Origin of the sequence: Phenylobacterium sp. (assembly GCF_046590535.1) — a bacterium.
GTDB lineage: Bacteria > Pseudomonadota > Alphaproteobacteria > Caulobacterales > Caulobacteraceae > Phenylobacterium.
In genome coordinates, this window is sequence record NZ_JBKJTG010000186.1 from 1 (window position 1) to 17839 (window position 17839).

General features: G+C 68.6%; 23 protein-coding genes. 9 read left to right on the plus strand and 14 right to left on the minus strand.

All coding sequences use genetic code 11. From position 1 onward, the window contains the following. A partial coding sequence (locus ACLL81_RS11035; protein ID WP_411288392.1) for a GIN domain-containing protein occupies window positions 1-735 on the plus strand: 735 nt, incomplete at its 5' end. A gap of 68 nt (window positions 736-803) precedes the next feature. Here the strand turns inward: ACLL81_RS11035 and ACLL81_RS11040 are convergent. The 3 genes from ACLL81_RS11040 to cysQ form a co-directional block, all read right to left on the minus strand. Continuing rightward, the gene (locus ACLL81_RS11040; protein ID WP_411288393.1) at window positions 804-1994 is read right to left on the minus strand and encodes an acyl-CoA dehydrogenase; all 1191 of its coding nucleotides are present in this window, start codon (window positions 1992-1994) and stop codon (window positions 804-806) included. 62 nt (window positions 1995-2056) lie between these two features. Further along, window positions 2057-4195, minus strand: coding sequence for a TonB-dependent receptor (locus ACLL81_RS11045; protein WP_411288394.1), 2139 nt, complete (start codon window positions 4193-4195; stop codon window positions 2057-2059). Between the two features lie 437 nt (window positions 4196-4632). Further along, on the minus strand, window positions 4633-5403 hold the full coding sequence (gene cysQ, locus ACLL81_RS11050) for a 3'(2'),5'-bisphosphate nucleotidase CysQ (protein WP_411288395.1): 771 nt from the start codon (window positions 5401-5403) through the stop codon (window positions 4633-4635). A 112-nt stretch (window positions 5404-5515) separates the two neighbouring features. Between cysQ and chpT the strand changes: the two genes are divergently transcribed. The 3 genes from chpT (at window position 5516) to ACLL81_RS11065 (ending at window position 7426) form a co-directional block, all read left to right on the plus strand. Continuing rightward, window positions 5516-6169: a histidine phosphotransferase ChpT gene (chpT, locus tag ACLL81_RS11055; RefSeq protein WP_411288396.1), complete on the plus strand. Its 654-nt coding sequence runs from the start codon at window positions 5516-5518 to the stop codon at window positions 6167-6169. A gap of 70 nt (window positions 6170-6239) precedes the next feature. Next, window positions 6240-6608, plus strand: a complete 369-nt coding sequence (locus ACLL81_RS11060) for a response regulator (RefSeq protein WP_411288397.1) — start codon at window positions 6240-6242, stop codon at window positions 6606-6608. After that, entirely contained in the window at window positions 6605-7426 is an 822-nt protein-coding gene (locus tag ACLL81_RS11065) for a CheR family methyltransferase (protein WP_411288398.1), read from the plus strand. Before ACLL81_RS11060 ends, ACLL81_RS11065 begins: the two co-directional genes overlap by 4 nt. 53 nt (window positions 7427-7479) lie before the next feature. Here the strand turns inward: ACLL81_RS11065 and ACLL81_RS11070 are convergent, their stop codons facing one another. The 4 genes from ACLL81_RS11070 to ACLL81_RS11085 are packed head-to-tail and all read right to left on the minus strand — an operon-like array spanning window position 7480 to window position 10191. Then, entirely contained in the window at window positions 7480-7617 is a 138-nt protein-coding gene (locus ACLL81_RS11070) for an entericidin A/B family lipoprotein (RefSeq protein WP_411288399.1), read from the minus strand. A 42-nt stretch (window positions 7618-7659) separates the two neighbouring features. Beyond that, window positions 7660-9381, minus strand: a complete 1722-nt coding sequence (locus tag ACLL81_RS11075) for a sensor histidine kinase (RefSeq protein WP_411288400.1) — start codon at window positions 9379-9381, stop codon at window positions 7660-7662. A 16-nt stretch (window positions 9382-9397) separates the two neighbouring features. After that, the gene (locus tag ACLL81_RS11080; RefSeq protein ID WP_411288401.1) at window positions 9398-10003 is read right to left on the minus strand and encodes a sigma-70 family RNA polymerase sigma factor; all 606 of its coding nucleotides are present in this window, start codon (window positions 10001-10003) and stop codon (window positions 9398-9400) included. Beyond that, window positions 10003-10191, minus strand: coding sequence for a NepR family anti-sigma factor (locus tag ACLL81_RS11085; RefSeq protein ID WP_411288402.1), 189 nt, complete (start codon window positions 10189-10191; stop codon window positions 10003-10005). The genes ACLL81_RS11080 and ACLL81_RS11085 overlap by 1 nt, the downstream gene beginning before the upstream one ends. Before the next feature lie 228 nt (window positions 10192-10419). Here ACLL81_RS11085 and ACLL81_RS11090 point away from each other — a divergent pair, with 228 nt between their 5' ends. Further along, window positions 10420-11223, plus strand: coding sequence for a response regulator (locus ACLL81_RS11090; RefSeq protein ID WP_411288403.1), 804 nt, complete (start codon window positions 10420-10422; stop codon window positions 11221-11223). Window positions 11224-11346: 123 nt separating this feature from the next. On the opposite strand, the gene ACLL81_RS11095 is transcribed toward ACLL81_RS11090, so the two are convergent. From ACLL81_RS11095 to ACLL81_RS11110, 4 genes are all read right to left on the minus strand, one after another. Continuing rightward, on the minus strand, window positions 11347-11637 hold the full coding sequence (locus tag ACLL81_RS11095) for a hypothetical protein (protein ID WP_411288404.1): 291 nt from the start codon (window positions 11635-11637) through the stop codon (window positions 11347-11349). 10 nt (window positions 11638-11647) lie between these two features. Beyond that, complete coding sequence (locus ACLL81_RS11100; RefSeq protein ID WP_411288405.1) at window positions 11648-11857, minus strand: hypothetical protein; 210 nt, start codon at window positions 11855-11857, stop codon at window positions 11648-11650. A gap of 318 nt (window positions 11858-12175) precedes the next feature. Beyond that, window positions 12176-12598: an OmpA family protein gene (locus tag ACLL81_RS11105; RefSeq protein ID WP_411288406.1), complete on the minus strand. Its 423-nt coding sequence runs from the start codon at window positions 12596-12598 to the stop codon at window positions 12176-12178. A gap of 121 nt (window positions 12599-12719) precedes the next feature. Continuing rightward, entirely contained in the window at window positions 12720-13061 is a 342-nt protein-coding gene (locus ACLL81_RS11110) for a YMGG-like glycine zipper-containing protein (protein WP_411288407.1), read from the minus strand. Between the two features lie 120 nt (window positions 13062-13181). Between ACLL81_RS11110 and ACLL81_RS11115 the strand changes: the two genes are divergently transcribed. The 3 genes from ACLL81_RS11115 to ACLL81_RS11125 are packed head-to-tail and all read left to right on the plus strand — an operon-like array spanning window position 13182 to window position 15233. Continuing rightward, window positions 13182-13556 carry a hypothetical protein gene (locus ACLL81_RS11115; RefSeq protein ID WP_411288408.1) on the plus strand — a complete coding sequence of 125 codons (375 nt, stop codon included), beginning with the start codon at window positions 13182-13184 and terminating at the stop codon, window positions 13554-13556. A 19-nt stretch (window positions 13557-13575) separates the two neighbouring features. Beyond that, a complete protein-coding gene (locus tag ACLL81_RS11120; RefSeq protein WP_411288409.1) occupies window positions 13576-14442 on the plus strand; it encodes a diacylglycerol/lipid kinase family protein in 867 nt (288 codons plus the stop codon). Between the two features lie 2 nt (window positions 14443-14444). Then, the gene (locus ACLL81_RS11125) at window positions 14445-15233 is read left to right on the plus strand and encodes a metallophosphoesterase family protein (RefSeq protein WP_411288410.1); all 789 of its coding nucleotides are present in this window, start codon (window positions 14445-14447) and stop codon (window positions 15231-15233) included. Here ACLL81_RS11125 and ACLL81_RS11130 read toward each other — a convergent pair. From ACLL81_RS11130 to ACLL81_RS11140, 3 genes are all read right to left on the minus strand, one after another. Next, on the minus strand, window positions 15230-15403 hold the full coding sequence (locus ACLL81_RS11130) for a DUF1328 domain-containing protein (protein ID WP_411288411.1): 174 nt from the start codon (window positions 15401-15403) through the stop codon (window positions 15230-15232). The genes ACLL81_RS11125 and ACLL81_RS11130 overlap by 4 nt on opposite strands. Before the next feature lie 73 nt (window positions 15404-15476). Continuing rightward, entirely contained in the window at window positions 15477-15851 is a 375-nt protein-coding gene (locus ACLL81_RS11135; RefSeq protein WP_411288412.1) for a hypothetical protein, read from the minus strand. A 20-nt stretch (window positions 15852-15871) separates the two neighbouring features. Beyond that, a complete protein-coding gene (locus ACLL81_RS11140) occupies window positions 15872-16195 on the minus strand; it encodes a glycine zipper domain-containing protein (RefSeq protein WP_411288413.1) in 324 nt (107 codons plus the stop codon). A gap of 161 nt (window positions 16196-16356) precedes the next feature. On the opposite strand from ACLL81_RS11140, the gene ACLL81_RS11145 reads away from it, so the two are divergent. Next, window positions 16357-17778, plus strand: coding sequence for an HWE histidine kinase domain-containing protein (locus tag ACLL81_RS11145; protein WP_411288414.1), 1422 nt, complete (start codon window positions 16357-16359; stop codon window positions 17776-17778). Window positions 17779-17839 lie beyond the last annotated feature (61 nt).

Genomic DNA, 17839 nt, shown 5'->3' on the forward strand with positions numbered 1-17839 from the left:
GTCGGCTTCCTCACCTGCGTCGTCACCCTGGGGGGCGCCGTGGCCCTCGGGGGCCGAGACGTCGCGGCTCAGGGGTGGGACCACTGGTCCGACCACGACTGGAACATCGGCTGGGACGACCACGGTAAGCGCCACAGCGACTGGCGCAACCGCCACAAGGACGACCCGCAGTGGGCCTCGTCCACCAAGGAAATCGCCTGGGACGGCTCGACCGCCCTGGTGCTCGACGTTCCCGCCGAGGTCACCTTCACCCAGGGCGGCGAAGGTCCTGGCAAGCTGAGCATCACCGGGCCCAAGCGCGTCCTCGACACGCTCGCCCTGGCGGGCGGCCGTCTCACCGACACGGTCAATAGCGAGGGCCGCCGGCTGAAGATCGTCATGACCGCGCCGAAGGTCACCCGCTTCGAGTTGACCGGCATCGATCGCCTGACCCTGGAAGGCTACGACCAGGACAGTCTGGAGATCAGCACCACCGGCATGTCCAAGGTCACCGGCCACGGCAAGACCCGTCTGCTGAAGCTGGACATGACCGGGGCCGGCGAGGTCGATCTGGCCGGTCTCGACGCCGATAGCGCCGAGGTCACCCTATCAGGCGCGGCCCAGGCCTCGATCGCGCCGCGCACCAGCGCCAGGCTGGATGTCTCAGGATCGGGCGAGGTTGAGCTGAAGACCCGGCCCCTGAAGCTCGAAAAGAACGTCTCCGGCTCCGGCGAGGTCAAGGAGCTGGAGTCCTAGGAGCTTCCTCCCAAAGGAACGCGAACTTGGCCCAGGTCGGATATCTCCGGCCTGGGCTTTTCTTTGTTCTAGAAGGCGTTTTCACCGGTGATCGCCCGGCCCAGGATCAGGGCGTGGACGTCGTGGGCGCCTTCATAGGTGTTAACGGTCTCCAGGTTCGCGGCGTGCCGCATCACATGGTACTCGCCGGAAATCCCGTTGCCGCCGTGGATGTCGCGGGCCTCGCGGGCGATGGCCAAGGCCTTGCCGCAGTTGTTGCGTTTCATCAGGCTGATGGCTTCCGGCACCCAGGCGCCCTGGTCCAGCAGCCGGCCCAGGGCGAGCGAGCCCTCGAAGCCCAGCGCGATCTCGGTCTGCATGTCGGCCAGCTTCTTCTGCACCAGCTGGCGGGCGGCGAGCGGCTTACCGAACACCTGGCGGGTCTTGGTGTAGTCGCGGCTGGCGTGCAGGCAGAACTCGGCGGCGCCCATGGCCCCCCAGGCGATGCCGTAGCGGGCCTTGTTGAGGCAGGAGAACGGCCCGCGCAGGCCCTGGACGTTGGGCAGCATCATGTCTTCCGGCACGAACACGTCGGCCAGGGCGATCTCGCCGGTTACCGAAGCGCGCAGGGAAAGCTTGTTGGCGATCTTCGGGGTCTCCAGGCCCTCAGACCCGCGGTCCACCAGGAAGCCGCGGATCACCCCGTCCAGCTTGGCCCAGACCAGGCAAACGTCGGAGATCGGCGAGTTGGTGATCCACATCTTGGCGCCGTTCAGCACGAAGCCGCCGTCGACCTTCTTGGCCACCGTGCGCATGGAGGCCGGGTCCGAGCCGCCGTCGGCCTCGGTGAGACCGAAGCAGCCGACGATCTCGCCGGTGGCCATGCCGGGCAGGTACTTGCGGCGCTGTTCCTCCGAGCCGAAGGCGTAGATCGGGTACATGACCAGAGACGACTGCACGCTCATCGCCGAGCGGTAGCCCGAGTCGACCGCCTCGATCTCACGGGCGATCAGGCCATAGGCTACGTGGTTGATCCCCGCGCAGCCGTAGTCCTCGGGCAGCGTCGGGCCCAGGAACCCCAGGGCCCCCATCTCGGTCATGATCTCGCGGTCGAACCGCTCCTCGGCATAGGCCGAGACCACCCGGGGCAGCAGCTTGTCGCGGGCGTAGGCGCGGGCCGCCTCCCAGACCATCCGCTCGTCCTCGGAGAGCCGCGAAGCCAAGTCCAGGGGATCGTCCCAGCGGAAGGTCTTCTGGCTGACGGCGGTGTCGAGCGGCATGGCGTATATCCCTCGTTGCAGCGGGCCTTATGACGCCTTTGCCGGCCCGCCGGAAGGCCCGGTCAGAACGATCCGGTCAGCGACACGCGCACGGCCCGGGGCGCGCCGGGCAGGATGTTGTTGTTGCCGTGGCTCGTGGGAAAATAGCGCTTATCGAACAGGTTTTCGACGTTGACCTGCGCGCGCAGGCTGTCGCTCAGCCTAAGGAAGACCGCCGCATCGGCGCGGGTGAAGCCCGGCAGGGTGACGGTGTTGTCGACGGCGGCGAACACCTTGGACCGGCTGACCACCCCCAGACCCAGGGCGAGGCGCGGCGCGACCTGGTACTTGTTCCACAGCGAGAAGCTGTGCTCCGGGACCAGGGCCACCCGGTTTCCGGCGAAGGCGCCGGACGCGGCCGTGCGCCGCGTGATCTCGGCCTCCTGCCAGGCATAGCCGCCCATGATCTCCCAGGCGTCGGTGAGCTTGCCGCTGATGGATGCTTCGACGCCCCTGGACCGCTGCGCGCCGGTCAGTACGATAACGCCGGGCCGGGCCGGGTCCGGCGCGGTGGTGTTGTCCCGGTCCAGCCGGTAGGCCGCAACGGTCAGCGCCAGCTCCGGCGTCAGGTCCCACTTGGCGCCCACCTCGTGGTTGGTGAATTCCTCGGGCTTGAAGGCCTGGGTGGTGGCCGAAAGCGAGCCGAACTGGTCGCCGGAGCTGGGCAGGTAGGAAACGCTGTAGCTGGCGTAGAAAGAGACCGCCTCGGCCGGCTTGAGCACCAGGCCCAGCCGGGGCGACACCAGTTCGTCGCGGCGTGAGAACAGCGCGCCGGTGCGGTTGTCTCGGAAATCGAGGTCGAAGCTGTCGAGGCGCACCCCGGCGATCAGCTGCAGGTGTTTGGAGATCTCCAGTTGATCCTGCAGGTATACGGCGGCCACCGTGGCCACCACATGGTTGTCAGCGTCGGTGGCGTTGGGCCGGAAGGTGACCGGGACTCCGCGCAGCGTCGGGGCGCCGAACCCTGCTGTCAGGGTGGTGGCCGTGTTGTTGAAAAACCCGGTCAGGCGCCGGTTGTCGGTTTCCTGACGGCCCAACTCCAGTCCGGCCAGCACTGTGTGCTCCAAGCCGCCCGTTCGCGCGGTCCAGACCAGGTCGGTCTGGTTGAACAGGTTCTGCCGTTCGGTGGCGGTGTTGTAGGCCTGCAGCGGCTGTAACGCGGGCGCGCCCGTGCCGTCGGCGATGGCCGCGCCACTGGCGAAGACGTTGCGGTAGAACTTGTCGTAGACGCCCAGGACGGTGCGGTTGCGCACCACTAGGTCGGCTGATGCGACATACTCGGCGGTGCCGCTGACCACGTCTACCGTGGTGGCGGCCTGGCTCAGATCGGGGTCGCCGAAGAACCGCGAGATGGGGGCCGGCGCCGGCCGGCCGTTGAACGACGGGATGCCCCGGTCGACGGTGCGGTCGTCCTGGAAGTGCTCATAGCCCAGCGCCAGGGTCAGGCCGGCGCCGTTGCGCCAGCCCAGCGTCGGGTTCACGCCCCAGCGCTCGACCTGCACGAAGTCGCGGAAGCTCTCGGAGTTCTCGTAGACCCCAACCAGCCGCCCGGAAAGCGCGTCGCTGAACGGCTGGGCCAAGTCGGTGGTGATCCGGCGGTGGTCCCACGAGCCCAGCTCCACGCCCAGCGAGCGGTCGGCCGACCAAGCCGCCCGCTTGGTGACCCGGTTGATCACCCCGCCGCCGCCGCCGCGGCCGAAGATCATGGCGTTGGGGCCCTTCAGAATCTCCACCCGCTCGGCGTTGTAGAGGTCGCGGAAGTACTGCAGGTCGTCTCGCACGCCGTCGACGAAGAAGTCCGCTGTGGAGGCGTTGCCACGTAGAGTCGGGGCGTCGCGGTGGCCCTCGCCCTGGCCCATGCCGACGCCGGGCACGTAGCGGACCACGTCGGCCATGCCCTGCATGGATTGGTCGCGGATCAGCTCGTCGGTGATCACGCTGACCGCCTGCGGCACGTCCAGCAGCGGCGTGTCGGTGCGTGTGGCGCTGGAGGTCCGCTTGGCGTGGTAGGTGTCGTCCCTGGGCGCAGTCACCACCACGCCCGAGACGTCGGCCGCCGCCAGAACGAACGCCGCCCCCTCGTCCGCCTGCGCCGGGACGGCGCCCAGGGCCAATAGCAGCGGGGCGAGGGCGGCCAGGGTCGGGGGGCGGCGAAGGATCATGGGCGGCCTCGAAGATGCAATTGAAACTCAGACGCGTTCTTAGGAGCGCGCATTCGTCATGGCAATGAGAATCGTTCGCAACTAACGGGAAACCGCAGGGTGACCGCGAGTGGGTCATCGATAGGTCAGCAAAGCTTGGGCGTGAGAGAGCGCAATCTTGCTGAATGCGACGGATTTGCAAAAACAAGGGGCGAGCCTGACCGCAACCAAGACCCCGGCCACGTGTTCTCTGCAGGTACAGTTCCTGGGGATCAGCCATTGCAGGACGTTAGGGATGTCGCGAGACCCTTCGCTTGGTTGGCCGCTTTCGCCTTCCTAGTCGGTTTCCTCAGCTATCTGGCCCTGGGCCAACCTTCGCAGAACTGGGCTTTCGAGGCTGCGACGGCATCCGCCGTTTCCGCGCCCGCCTCCGACATCTGGAACCTGCCAAAGGAAATCTAGCCCCCGCGGGCCACGAACCAGCCGTTGCGGAACCCCGCACCCGCCTTGCCATAGACGAAAGGTTCGCCCTCCGGCGTCGTCAGTCGTCCCCCGGCCGCCAGCAGCACGGCGTGCCCGGCGGCCACATCCCACTCCATGGTTGGCCCGTGCCGGGGATAGATGTCCGCGGTCCCCTCGGCGATCCGGCAAAGCTTCACCGATGAGTCCATCGGCGCGCGGCGGTGAAAGCCGTACTGGTCGGCCAGCTTCTGAGCGATCTCTTCCTTCATGGTGTGGCTGATCAGGGCCAAAGCCTCCCCCTGGGGCCAAGGACGCACCTGGACGGCCTCGGCGCGGCCGCGGTCGCGGCGTTTCATCGCCCGGCCGCCCGCCGTGAACCAGGTCTCTCCGGTCGGCGGCTGCACCACCGCCCCAGCTACCGGTTGGCCGTGCTCGATCAGGCCGATGTTGACCGTGAAGCTGGGATCGCCGCGAATGAAGGCCTTGGTGCCGTCCAGCGGATCCACCAAGAAGAATCGCGGGCCGATCTCTTCAGGCGTTCCGAACTCGCTAGCGTCCTCTTCCGAGATCACAGGGACGTCAGGAAAACGTTCGGCCAGGGCCTTGAGGATAAGCGCCTCGCCGCGCTGGTCCGCCTCGGTGACCGGGCTATCGTCGGCCTTGTGGGTGACCTCCAGGCCGGAACGCCACAGGGGCAGTATCAGCCCCGCCGCCGCCTCGCAGATCTCCGCCAGGGCCTCGCCGATTTCGTTGTTGGTTTGGTTCAACGCGCCCTCGGATCGTCGCTCACAAACACGGGTCCGCGAACGCAGCCATGGCCAACTCTTCTAAGGGCGTCGCGCGGTTTTCCAAAGACTCAAATCACCCCAAGGTCGGCCCATGACCGATCACCATCTGCCGTCCGCCGTGCGCTCCGCCGAGTTCGCCGCCTACCTTGCGGCGCGGATGTGCCACGACTTCATCAGCCCGGCGTCGGCCATCGTCTCGGGCCTGGACCTGCTTGAGGACCCATCGGCCCAGGACATGCGCGAGGAGGCCATAGGCCTGATCGGCGCCTCGGCCCGCAAGCTCGCCGACCTTCTGGCGTTCAGCCGGATGGCGTTCGGCGCGTCGGCCTCGGCCGAGACGGTCGATGTTCGCGAGCTGGAGAAGCTGGCCGGCGGGGTGTTCCGCCATATGCGCGCCGAGCTCGACTGGGCGGTGGAGGCGTCGACGGTGAACAAGCCTGCGGCCCGCGCCCTGCTCAACCTGGCGCAGATGGCCGGCCAGGCCCTGCCCACCGGCGGGACCGCCCGGGTGCGCGCCGTGCAGGAGGGCGCGGCGATTGCTCTGGCGGTGGAGGCCAAGGGTCCGCGCGCAAGGTTGCGTCCTGAGGTTCTGCAGGGGCTGCAGGGAGAGCTGATGGGCGAGGGCCTGCACGGCTACTGGGTGCAGGCCTACTATGTGCAGCTGTTCATCGGTGACGCCGGCGGCCGCGTATTCGCCGACGTCAACGAGGAGCGGATCGTGTTCGCCGCCACCATCCCGGCCTGACCCCGCCAACAACACCGCTCGTTAACCAACCCGCGCCACAACCTGTCTCAAGTTAGGAGGCGCGCCCGCCTTGAACACCTGCCTGGTGGTCGACGACAGCCGTGTGATCCGCAAGGTCGCCCGGCGCATCCTGGAGGATCTCGGCTTCGAGGTAGCCGAGGCGTCCGACGGGCTGGAGGCGCTTGCCTGGTGCAGCGCGGTGATGCCCCAGGCCATTCTGCTCGACTGGCACATGCCGGTGATGAACGGTATCGACTTCCTGCGTCGCCTGCGCCAGGAGCCGGGCGGCGACGCGCCCAAGGTGGTGTTCTGCTCGGTGGAAAACGACCTGGCGCGCATCCGCGAGGCGCTCGACAGCGGCGCGGACGAATACATCATGAAGCCCTTCGACGGAGATATCGTGGCCGCCAAGTTCGCCTACGTGGGGCTGGCGGCGTGACCCCCTTCGACCGCGAGGTGGCGGCCCGGCTGTGCGCCGCCCGCGCCGGCCTGAGAATCGATCCCGACAAGGCCTACCTTCTGGAGAGCCGCTTAGCGCCGGTCGCCCGGCGGGAGGGCTTCGCCTCGCTTGGAGAGCTGATGCAGGTGGTCCGCGACCGCGGCGAGGAGCGGCTGGTGTGGGCGGTGGTCGAGGCCATGGCCGTCTCCGAATCCGGCTTCTTCCGCGACCCGGAGGTGTTCGACGCCCTGGTCGCCGAGACGCTGCCGGCGCTGGTCCGGGCCCGCGGCGATCAGCCCGTAAGGATATGGAACGCAGCCTGTGGGACCGGCCAGGAGGTCTTTTCACTCGCCATGCTGCTGGAGGAGGATCCTGCGTTGGGCGCGCGGGTCGAGCTGTTCGCCTCCGATCTCAACGAACGCAGCCTGGAGAAGGCGCAGGCCGGCCTCTATTCGCAGTTCGAGGTGCAGCGCGGACTGCCGGCCCGCCGCCTCTTGCGCCACTTCGAGAAGCGAGACGAGATGTTCGCCCTGTCGCCGCGCGTTCGCCAGATGGTCCGCTGGCGGCGGGTCAACCTAACGGAAGACCTGGGCCGCATGGGCGGCTTTGACCTGATCCTGTGCCGGCACGTAGCGGGAGGGCTAACCGAAGCGGCGCGCGTGAGCGTGCTTAAGAGCTTGGCCGGCTTGCTCGATCCCGGCGGGGTCCTAGTGCTGGGCAGGTCGGAAACCCTGGAGGGCGTCCGCACGGCGCTCTCGGCGTTGGCCGGTCGGCCCGGCCTGTTCGCCCATCCTGAGGCGGTGCGCGCCGCAGCATAGAAAAGCCCCGCCGCGCGAGGCGACGGGGCTTCTCCTGACGGTCAGAACGCGGCTTAGCGCTTGGCGTCTTCGGCGGTGCTGGTCACGGCTTCACCAGCCGCCTTCACGTCGCGGCCGGCGCCGGAAACGGTGTTGCAGGCGGCCACGGCCATGCTGGCCGCAAGCACGGCCATCAGAACAACTTTGCGCATTCTTATCTCCCGGAGGGTTCAGCGGTCTCGTTCGCGTAACGCTCAAGCTGCGGCCTGGTTCCCAGGGTTTGACGAGGCGTGGACGATCTCGGCGATCGGCGTGGGGAACAGCAGACGAGCCGTGATCCCGCCCTGGTCGTTACGGATCAGCTCCGCGCGGCCCCGAAGCTGGCGGGCGAAGGCGGTCATCAGGGTACGGCCCACGCCGGAGCTGACCAGAGCGTCGTCCGGCGCCGCGCCGTCGTCGGAGATCTCCAGTTCCGCCTCGTCGCCGCGCACCGTGAAGTTCACAGTGAGGGTGCCGCCGCGGGCGGCAAAGGCGTGCTTCTGGGCGTTGGTTATGGCCTCCACCGCGAACAGCGCCAGGGGCGCCAGCCGGTCGGGATCGATCACTAGGGCGTCGACGTGCATCTCGGTCCTGACCGCCGGGCCATGCAACATCTCGCCCGCCACCAACTGGGCGGTGAGTTCCTCGAGGAACGGTCGCAGGTCGACCCGCTTCAGGTCAGGGCCCTGGTATAGAGCCCGGTAGATCAGGGCGAGCGCTGTGATCCGCTGGCGGGTGTCACTCATCGCCGCGCGCGCGGCTGGGTCGGTGAGGGCGCGCTGCTGCATGTTGAGCAGGGAGGAGATGACCTGCAGGTTGTTCTTCACCCGATGGTGGATCTCGCGCATCAGTGCGTCCTTCTGGGCAAGCGAATCCTTGAGCGAGGCGTCGCGGCCGACGATGGCGTCGGCCATGTCCTCCAGGGTCTCGGCCAAGTCGCGGATCTCCGGCGGCATCTGGTCGGACTGCACCGCGCGCACGCTCAGCCGGCCGCGCGCATAGAGGGCCGCGATCCTCTGTAGGTAGGCGATCCAGCGGATCACCACCCGTTCGGTCACGATGCTGACGGCGGTGAGCGCCAGGGCGAAGGTCAGCAGCGGGAAGACGATGCCGGTGAGCGGGTGCAGCCTGGCCCAGGACAGCAGGCCTGGCGATGGGGCGGAGAGCACCACATACACTTCCTCGCCGACCACCGGCGCCGCGGAATAGACCCGCCGCTCGCCTGCGGTGTCCTGACCGTACCAGACCAGCGAGCCTTGCGCCTTGACCTTTGCCCGCCAGTCCTGCGGCAGGGTCGGGAAGGCGCCGGGGCTGGTGACCGTGATGTAGCGGCCGTTCTGCTCCACCAGGCCCACTTCGGAATCGTCGGGCAAGGTCGGGTCGCTGGTGGAGGGCTGCAGGCTGGAGAGCGCGATCACCGCCGCGAAGGCGCCGTCGAAACCGCCGTCCGGCCCCGCGGCGCGGGCCACCGCCAGAACCGCCGGCTCGCGGGCGTAGGGAAAGCCGGGTTCTCGGGTGATGACCAACTGATCGCCAGCCACCAAGCGCTTGAACCAGGGCCTCTCCGCACGCTGGCTGTCGGCCGGCGCCTCTCCGGCGGCGCAGACCACCCGGCCCGTGCGGTCGAAGCGGATCAGGTTGAGGTAGCCGGGGACCTTGCGGGTGACCTGAGCCAGCCTGGAGCCGCACTGCACGCCAACCGCGCTGGGAGCCAGGCTCTGCAGGAGCACGTCGGCCCCCTCCATGCGGGCCCGAGCGGTGGCCGCGCTGCGTTCGGCGGCGAAACCAAGATGCTCGCGGAGCGCCTCGCCCTCCCGCTGGAAGCCGATCATCGACTGCAGGGCGCCGAGCAGCAGCACGGGCAGCAGAGCCGCGGCGAGCGCCGCGGTGAGGCGGACTCGGATCGTGCTCAGAGAACCCCAGGGAAGGCCGGTCATGAGGGGCTCGTCGCCCTCAACGGACGGTGCTTAGCCGCTCCGCGTCGGCCAGGATCGCCCGCATGGCGTCTCCCGCGGAGGCGCCGTCCCGGTCGTACTTGCCCTCGTCGAGGATGACGTGCAGGGCGCGCCGCGCGCGGCTCACCCGGCTCTTCACCGTACCGACCGCGCAGTTGCAGATCTCGGCGGCTTCCTCGTAAGCGAAGCCGCCCGCGCCCACCAGGATAAGCGCCTCGCGCTGTTCGGGCGGCAGCATGGCCAGGCCCAGTCGCAGCTCATCCAGCGCCACCGGCGCCTCCGGATCGTCCACCGCCACCAGGGTGCGTTCAGCGGCCTCCTGGTCGAGCTGGCTTTGACGCCAGGACCGGCGCTTCTCGGAATAGAATTGGTTGCGCAGGATCATGAAGGTCCAGGCCTTCATGTTGGTGCCCATCTGAAAACTGTTGCGCGCGTCCCAGGCCTTCATCATGGCGTCCTGCGCCAGGTCGTCAGCGGCGGCGGGGTCGCCGCACAGGGTCCGGGCGAAGGCGCGCAGGTGCGGGATTAGCTGCACGAGTTCGCGCTTGAAGGCGATATCGTCAGCCTCGGTGCGGGGAGGCCGGGCCTCGCGCTCCACCGACATCAGCCTTTCTCCGCGGTGCGGCTGTCTGCGCGGCGCAGGATATCCAGGAATTCGTCCGGGACATCCTCGTTGACCACATCGTCAAACATCTGGCGCAGGCGGACGCCGATGGCCTGCTGGCGCAGGCGGGCTTCGTCCAAGGCGGCCGAAGACTTGCGACGTTCCTCAGAAGGACGTTGTTCGATCATACTGTCGGCGTTCCGCTTTCGCGGCGGCCGCCCCCTCGTGGCATCCGTGTCATGGCTCAACGCCCGACGTCGGGTCAGGTTCCAACCAATCAACGACCAATATGCTGAAAACCACCGAACTTGGGAACCGGTTCCATCGCCTGACGTTCCTGTCACTGTATACCGCGCGGGGTAAATCCCCGCGATGACACGTGTCGATTTCGCGAAACCAAACGGGAGGGGTCACCTTTGAGTCTTCTAGCCAGACTGGCGCCGCATCTGCCCTACGTGCGCCGCTACGCCCGCGCGCTTACGGGCGACCAGACCACTGGCGACCACTATGTACGTGTGGCGCTTGAGGCCCTGGCCGCCGGCGAACGGGTGCTCGAGGCCAACCTGACGCCCCGGGTCGCGCTCTATCATGTCTTCCACGCCATCTGGTGCAGCTCGGGCGCCCAGCTCGAGACCCCGCAGGATGATGACGGCTCGGTCACCGACGACACCACCCGCCGCCTGATGCGCATCGCGCCAAGGTCTCGGCAGGCCTTTCTCCTCACCGCTCTCGAAGGCTTCACGGCGTCCGAGGCCGCGCAGATACTCGCTACCGACTTCTCCGAGGTCGAGGGCCTGATCGCCGAAGCGCAGACCGAGATCGACGCGGAACTAGCCACCGACGTGCTGATCATCGAGGACGAGCCGGTCATCGCCGCCGATATCGAGGCGCTGGTGAAGGAGCTCGGCCACACAGTCGTCGACATTGCCGCCACCCGGGCCGAGGCTGTGGACGCTGTGGCCCGTAAGACGCCGGGCCTGGTGCTCGCCGATATCCAGCTCGCCGACGGGTCTTCGGGCATCGACGCGGTGAAGGACATCCTAGCGCGCTACGACGTGCCGGTGATCTTCATCACCGCCTTCCCGGAGCGCCTGCTCACCGGCGAGCGCCCCGAGCCCACCTTCCTGATCACCAAGCCCTTCCAGCCGGAAACGGTGAAGGCGGCGATCGGCCAGGCGCTGTTCTTCCACCCGCGGAAGGCTTCCAAACAGGCGGCCTGACGTCGGATTAAAAACGAGACGACAGGGCGTCGCCTGCGGGCGGCGCCCTTTTTCGTTCCGGCGGACCACATAAGACAACGGCCGCCCCTGAGGGCGGCCGCGGGCCTTCGAACGAACACTACGCTAGCGTGCCGGCGCCGATGGCGGCGAACCTTCCTTGACTTCCGGCGGCGGGTTCACCGCGGCCGGCTCGGGAGCGTTGAAGCTCTGGGCGTCGGCGGCCCGTTTGGCGTCGCTGTTCTCCGTGGACTGAAGGTCTCCGGAACGCCAGGTCCAGGCAGCGAACAGCGCCAGCGCCGCCAAGAGCGTACCGAACAACAACACCCAGACGATGTGGCGGCCGAACCGGCCCTGGCGAGCGCGGGTGGCGCTGATCACGGTGCGCGAGGGGGTCGTGCGCGTGGAAAGCGCCATGAAGAACTCCTTATTCCGACGGGAAGTAGCTGAACGGACCGGTCTGCGCCGTGGCGACCTGGTCCGGCTGCGGATGGGTCAAGGCGCCGATCACGCCGCTGGCGAGAGCGAGGCCAAGCATGGCGCACACAACCATCAGCCGGCGGCGACCGACCCGCTGGCGGTGGTTGGGCGTCTTCAAGAGCTGCAGGCCGGTCCTGGCCGAAAAGGAACTGCGCATGGTCTAGCCCTCCCTGGCGGACCCCGGCGGAGCCAATTGCCCACCAATGCCGAAACGCGCGGTGGCTCCCGCCCGTTCCCGCTTTCCCCAATCACTTGCTGTCGTTAAGATTTTTTCTGTCCTGAAGAGTTCCCGAAAAAACTAGCAAGGCGTCGGAACACATTTCGGGGGATCGGGGTTTATCCACTGCGGAGGCGGCGACGCCCCCCCCGACTTGAGACTGGCGGACACGCCAGTCTGCCGTCTCCGCACCCCCTTTGTCTCGCTAATGCAACTTTCAGGTGGCTCTTACGACCGCCCTTTTTTTGCCCTGCGGCGCTACTTTGGCGTCGCGAGATGCAGGATCACATCAGCCCGGCGGCGCAGGACGGCCGCCTTTCCATCAGGGTTGGTCGCGCCGGCCTGGCCGGCTGCGGCCACGCGGAACTCCGCCGGCGGCAGGCGGGCGGCGGCCAGCGCGGCGGTGACCGACTGGGCGCGTCGCCTGGACAGCTCGAAATTGGCGTTTGGATCGCCCGCTGCGTCGGCCAGCCCCAGCACAGAGACGGCGCGCACCGCGCAGCCGGAGGCATTGCTGGCAGCCTGCATCAGCACGGCCCGGCCTTCGGAGGAGACGTCCGCCGAGTCGGCTTCGAAATAGATCTGCGCGGTCTGGTCCTCGCAGCGTGGCGGCGACTGGACGATCCGGTCGCGGCTCTTCTGCAGGGTCGCGCAGCCGCCCACGGCCAGGACCGCCGCCATGGTCATAATCCCGACCGCTTGTCCGCTTGTCCGCGTCATCGCTTAGCCCTCCCGAATTCTGCACGACAAAGGGCGGCCGGGGAAACCGACCGCCCTTGCCAAGTCCAGGCTTGCGCGCGGATCAGCGCGGGCTGCCGTTCTCCCAAAAGTACCGGCCGGTGGCGGTGTCGTAGTAGTAATACCGCCCGGCGCGTTCGTCGTAGTACTGCCTGCGATTGGCAGGCGCCGCACCGCAGCCCCCGTCTTCTCGGCAACCCTTGACGGCGCCGACCGTACCGCCGAGAGCCGCGCCGATGGCCGCGCCGGTGCCGGCGTCACCGCCACCCACGTTGTTGCCGATCACGGCGCCGGCGATGGCGCCAAGGGCCGCACCGCCGACGGCGTTGCGTTCCGTATTCCCGGTGGTCGTACAGGCTGCGGTCAGCAGGCCGGCGCCCGCGAGGGCGATCAATGATTTGAGCATTTGTCAGCTCTCCTTGCTTGTCCCCACGGCCTAACGCATTCCAACCTTCACAGTTCCCCCGGAACGAACTGGCGGACCCTTCGTTGGGTGCGTCGAGACAGGCTTGACGAGGAGCGAACGATGACCGGCGGACGCTTGGATACAGACAGCAACTCTGCGGAAGCCCTGGAAAGGGCCGATATCCGCGAGGCTTATGAGCGGGGCCGCAAAGACCAGCGCGCGTCGCGCAAACGCCACCCCATCCTGATGACCTTCACCTTCATCGCCGCGGCGGTCGGTGTGGTTTTGATGGCGCTGGCCGCCTACAATGGCTCATTCGGTCGGGCCGGCGGCGTGGTCGACAACAATCTCGCGGTGGCCGCCACCCAGGCAGAGCCGGTGGTGCGCGACGCGGCGAGTGACGCAGGCCAGTCCCTGCGCGAGGCCGGAGCCTCGATAACCGACCGCACCGCCGAGGCGCCTCACCAGGCGCCCGCGACCGATACACCGCGCTAACATCATGGCGACGGGGGCGATGTTGGGGATCAAGAAGGTCGAGGTCGTGGCCAACGTGGCCTCCGGAAGCGTGGCCGACACTGCGCCGGCTGAGCTTGAGAAGATGTTGGCCGACTTCGGCCTGAACGCCCATGTCTGCGCACCCACCACCGATGACCTCACCAACTGTCTGAAGGCCGCGGTCGATGCGAGACCGGACCTGCTGATCATCCTGGCCGGCGACGGCACCGCCCGCGCGGCCGCCGAACTGTGTGGGCCAAAGGGTCCGATGATCGCGCCGCTGCCGGGCGGCACCATGAACATGCTGCCCCATGCGGTCTATGGCGTGCGGCCCTGGCAGGAGGCGCTCACCCTGGCGCTCACCCAAGGCCACGAGCAGCTGGTTGGCGGGGGCGAAGTCGAGGGGCACCTTTTCATGGTGGGGGCCATCCTTGGCACCCCCGCGCTCTGGGCGCCGGCCCGCGAGGCCGCCCGCGACGGCAAGCCCCGCCTGGCGCTGCTGCGCGCCCGCCGAGCCTTGCGCCGGGCCTTCACCGGGCGGCTGCGCTACAATATCGACGGCGGCCCGCGACTGAAGGCTGAGGCCATGGTGTTCATGTGCCCGCTAACCTCCAAGGCGCTGGACGAGGACGAGGGCGCCTTGGAAGCCGCCGCGCTCAACGTGCAGGGCGCCGCAGATGCGCTCCGGCTGGGCGTCAACGCCCTGGTCCGCGACTGGCGGGATGACCCGTCGGTGCAGGCGGAACGCTGCCAGGTAGCGCGAATTTGGTCGGCGCAGGGCATCCCCGCACTCCTCGACGGCGAGTCGGTGCGCCTCAAGGCGCTGACCGAGGTGCGCTACCAGCCGGCGCTGGCCCGGGTGCTGGCGATACCGAAAGACCTATAGGCGTGACCATCCGCCTGGTGCACCTTTCCGACATTCACTTCGGCGGCGAGAACGCCGCCGCAGTCGCGGGGGCCACCGAGTACATCGCGGCAGGCGACTTCGACCTAGTTGTGGTGTCCGGCGACCTCACGCGATACGCTGAAAAGGCGGAATTCCAGGCCGCCGCCGCCTGGCTGGCCGGCCTGCCCGGCGACCGGCTGGTGACGCCGGGCAACCACGACGCTCCCTACCTTGCCTGGGCCGAGAGAATCTTCGCGCCTTTCAGGCGTTTCGAGGCGGCCATCGGCCCGGCCCGGTCGCAGACCCACCTGGGCGGTGGTTTCGCGGTCAGGGGCCTCAACACCGCCCGCGGCGCCCAGCCGCGGATCAACTGGTCCAAGGGCCAGATTTCCCGCAACCAGGCGGACGAGGCCGCCGACTGGTTCGAGGCCGCGGCAGCCGAGTGCTTCCGCATCGTCGTCTGCCACCACCCGTTGATCGAAATGCTTGGTGGCCCGATGACCGCCCGGGTGTGGGGCGGGCCGGCGGCGGCGCAGGCGTTCTCAGAAGCCAAGGTGGACCTGGTGCTGTCGGGACACATCCACGCGCCATTCACCTGGCCCTATCCGTTTGGGGACGGAAAGACCTATGCGGTGGGCGCCGGCACCCTGTCGCTCCGTGAGCGCGGGGTGCCGCCGAGCTTCAATGTCGTGGAAATCGAGGGGCCGGAGATCCGCGTTGCGGCCCTGGCCTGGACGGGCTCGCACTACGAGCCCCACCGCAACTGGTCCCTGGACCGCCGCCCGCGCTAGCGGGTGCGGCGCCCGCGGGCGAACTCCCAGGCCACGGCGACCAGGAAGACCAGCAGGAAGCCGTAGAACGCCAGCTTGGCGACGCCCGCGGCTGGGCCCGCGATGCCCGTGAACCCGAGTACGGCGGCGCTCAGCGCGAGCACCAGGACGCTCAGCACCCAGGCCGGCATGTGCCGTCCCCGAAAGGCGCCAGGGGGAGGCTGCGGCTGGGCAAACTCCGCCGCGCCGCGCCGCGCCGTTCCGCTATTCGTCGGGCTTGGCGGCGCGCCCAGCGATGGCGGCGCTGACCAGGGCCGTAACCACCCCGGGATTGCGGATCGCGACGGCGACGGCGGCGGCCGCGACGCCGGCGGCGATCAGCGGCCGTTCCCTAGCCATCAGGATGGCCCGCGTCATCAGGGTCTGTTCCTCGACCGGTTCAGGCCGGCGCGAGCGCGGACGCACCTTACCGGTCAGTACTAGCGCCAGGGCCCCCACGGTGAGCGCGAACACACCCGCCACCACCGCCGCCCCGCCGGCGGGGCCCAGGAACTCCCGGGCCAGGGCGTAGATGGCGAAGGCGGCCGCAACCAGGCAAACGGCCACCGCCGCCGCCATCGCGGAGATGGCGGCCGCCATGCCAGTCAGCTTGTTGAAGTTCAACGCCGACCGTTGGAGAGCAGCAGGCCGATCAGCACGCCCACGCCGATCGCCGCGCCGGTGGCGGCCAGAGGCCGTTCCTTGACGCGATCGGTGACGTAGCGTTGCGCTTCGTCGAGCTGCTGGCCGGCGTTGTCGGCGTAGACCCGTGACTGCGAGCGGATCTGATCGAGGCCTTCCTGCACCACCAGTTCCATGCGCTTGGCGGCCTCAGCGAAGGTGCGTTGGGCTTCGGCGCTCAGCCGGCCGCCGGCGTCAGTGGCGAGCGTGGCCGCGTCTGCGGCGACGTCCTGGGTGGTCGGGGTCTTGGCCTTGGCAGGCATGTCGCGTCTCCGCAGAGGGAACTTCCGCAGTTCGGAAGCTCGGCCATAACGTCTCCAAAGATAGGGCGTTCCGGTCGCCAGGCAACGGCGCACGGCGTATGGCGTGGCGAAACGGGACGGTTCCTGTCGCGCGGGCGGCTGGCTGGCCCTATGTTTGCGCCATGACGCGCCAAACGGCAGGGCCGATCCCGGAACGCAGACGCCTGGAGCTTGCGCTGCAAGCCGCGGGCCTCGGGGAGTTCGAGTGGGACATGGACCGCGACTTGTTCGTGGTCAGCGACCGGATGGCGGCCATCACTGGTCTGCCGCCGGGCGAGATACCTGCGCGCGGCGGCGAGGCGCTGGACCGCTATGTCCACCCTGAAGACCTTGAGATTTACCGCGCCGCGCGCGGCGACAGCCTGGCGGCGGGCGACACCTACGACGTGGAATTCCGGCAACTTCGCGCCGACGACGGCCGCATCGTGTGGATGCGCAGCAGCGGCCTGATGGTCCCGGGACCGGATGGCAAGCCGTCCTGCGCCACCGGCTTCGTCCAGGACATCACCGCGCGCAAGCTGGAGGAGGCACAGCGCCATACCCTGATGGCGGAACTGGACCATCGGGTTAAGAACGTGCTGGCCGCGGTGCAGGCGCTCGCCGTACAGACCGCCAAGCGCACCACCTCGCTAGAGAGCTTCCTGCAAAACTTCGGCGGGCGGCTCAAGGCGATGGCCTCGGCAAATGAGTTGCTCACTGCCGCCCGCTGGCGCGGCGCAGCGGTCGACCACTTGGTGGCGGCGGAGCTCGGGGCCCTGGCGCCCGGCCAGACCGTCTGGAACGGTCCGGAGCTGTTCCTGACGCCGCGGGCCGCCAACGCCCTGTCCCTGGCGCTGCACGAACTGGCCACCAATGCGGTGAAGTTTGGCGCGCTCTCGATGGAAACCGGCCAAGTGGCCGTGCGCTGGAGCCGGCTCGCCAACGGCGGGTTCGAGCTGCACTGGACGGAGAGCGGCGGCCCGACCGTCGCCCCGCCCGAACGCCGCGGCTTCGGTTCTACGCTGCTGGACCAAGTGACCGGGCGCGAGTTGAACGGCGAGACCCTGGTGGAATATCGTCCGGCCGGGGTGCATGCGCGCCTCAGCGCCGGCCATGCTGCCGTGGCCCCCCGGCCGGAGACCGTGCCCAAGGCGCCGGTGGCCAGGGTGGTGGAGACGGTGGCCACCTCCACCGGGCCGACCAACCTCAAGGGCTGGCGCGTGCTGATCGTCGAGGACGCGGTGCTGCTGGCGCTGGAGCTGGAGACCGGCCTTTCCGACGCCGGCGCGACGATCGTCGGCCCGGCCTACGAACTGGAAGAGGCGATGGCCCTGCTGGACCGGCCGATCGACGCGGCGGTGCTCGACGCCAATCTCAACGGCCGCTCGGTGCTCCCCGTCGCCGAGGCCCTGGCCGCTCGCCAGATTCCGTTCGTGTTCGCCACCGGCTACGGCGAGAACGGCGGCGCGCCGGGCGGCTTCGACGCCCCGGTGATCCGCAAACCCTACGACGTGACCCAGGTCGCCGCGGCGGTGGCCGAGCTGCTTCGGGCCCGCGCAGCCTGAGACAAGGCGCCGCCTCGGCAGGCGTCTAGCTTCACTGTAAGACAGCGCCCTGGGGGACCTG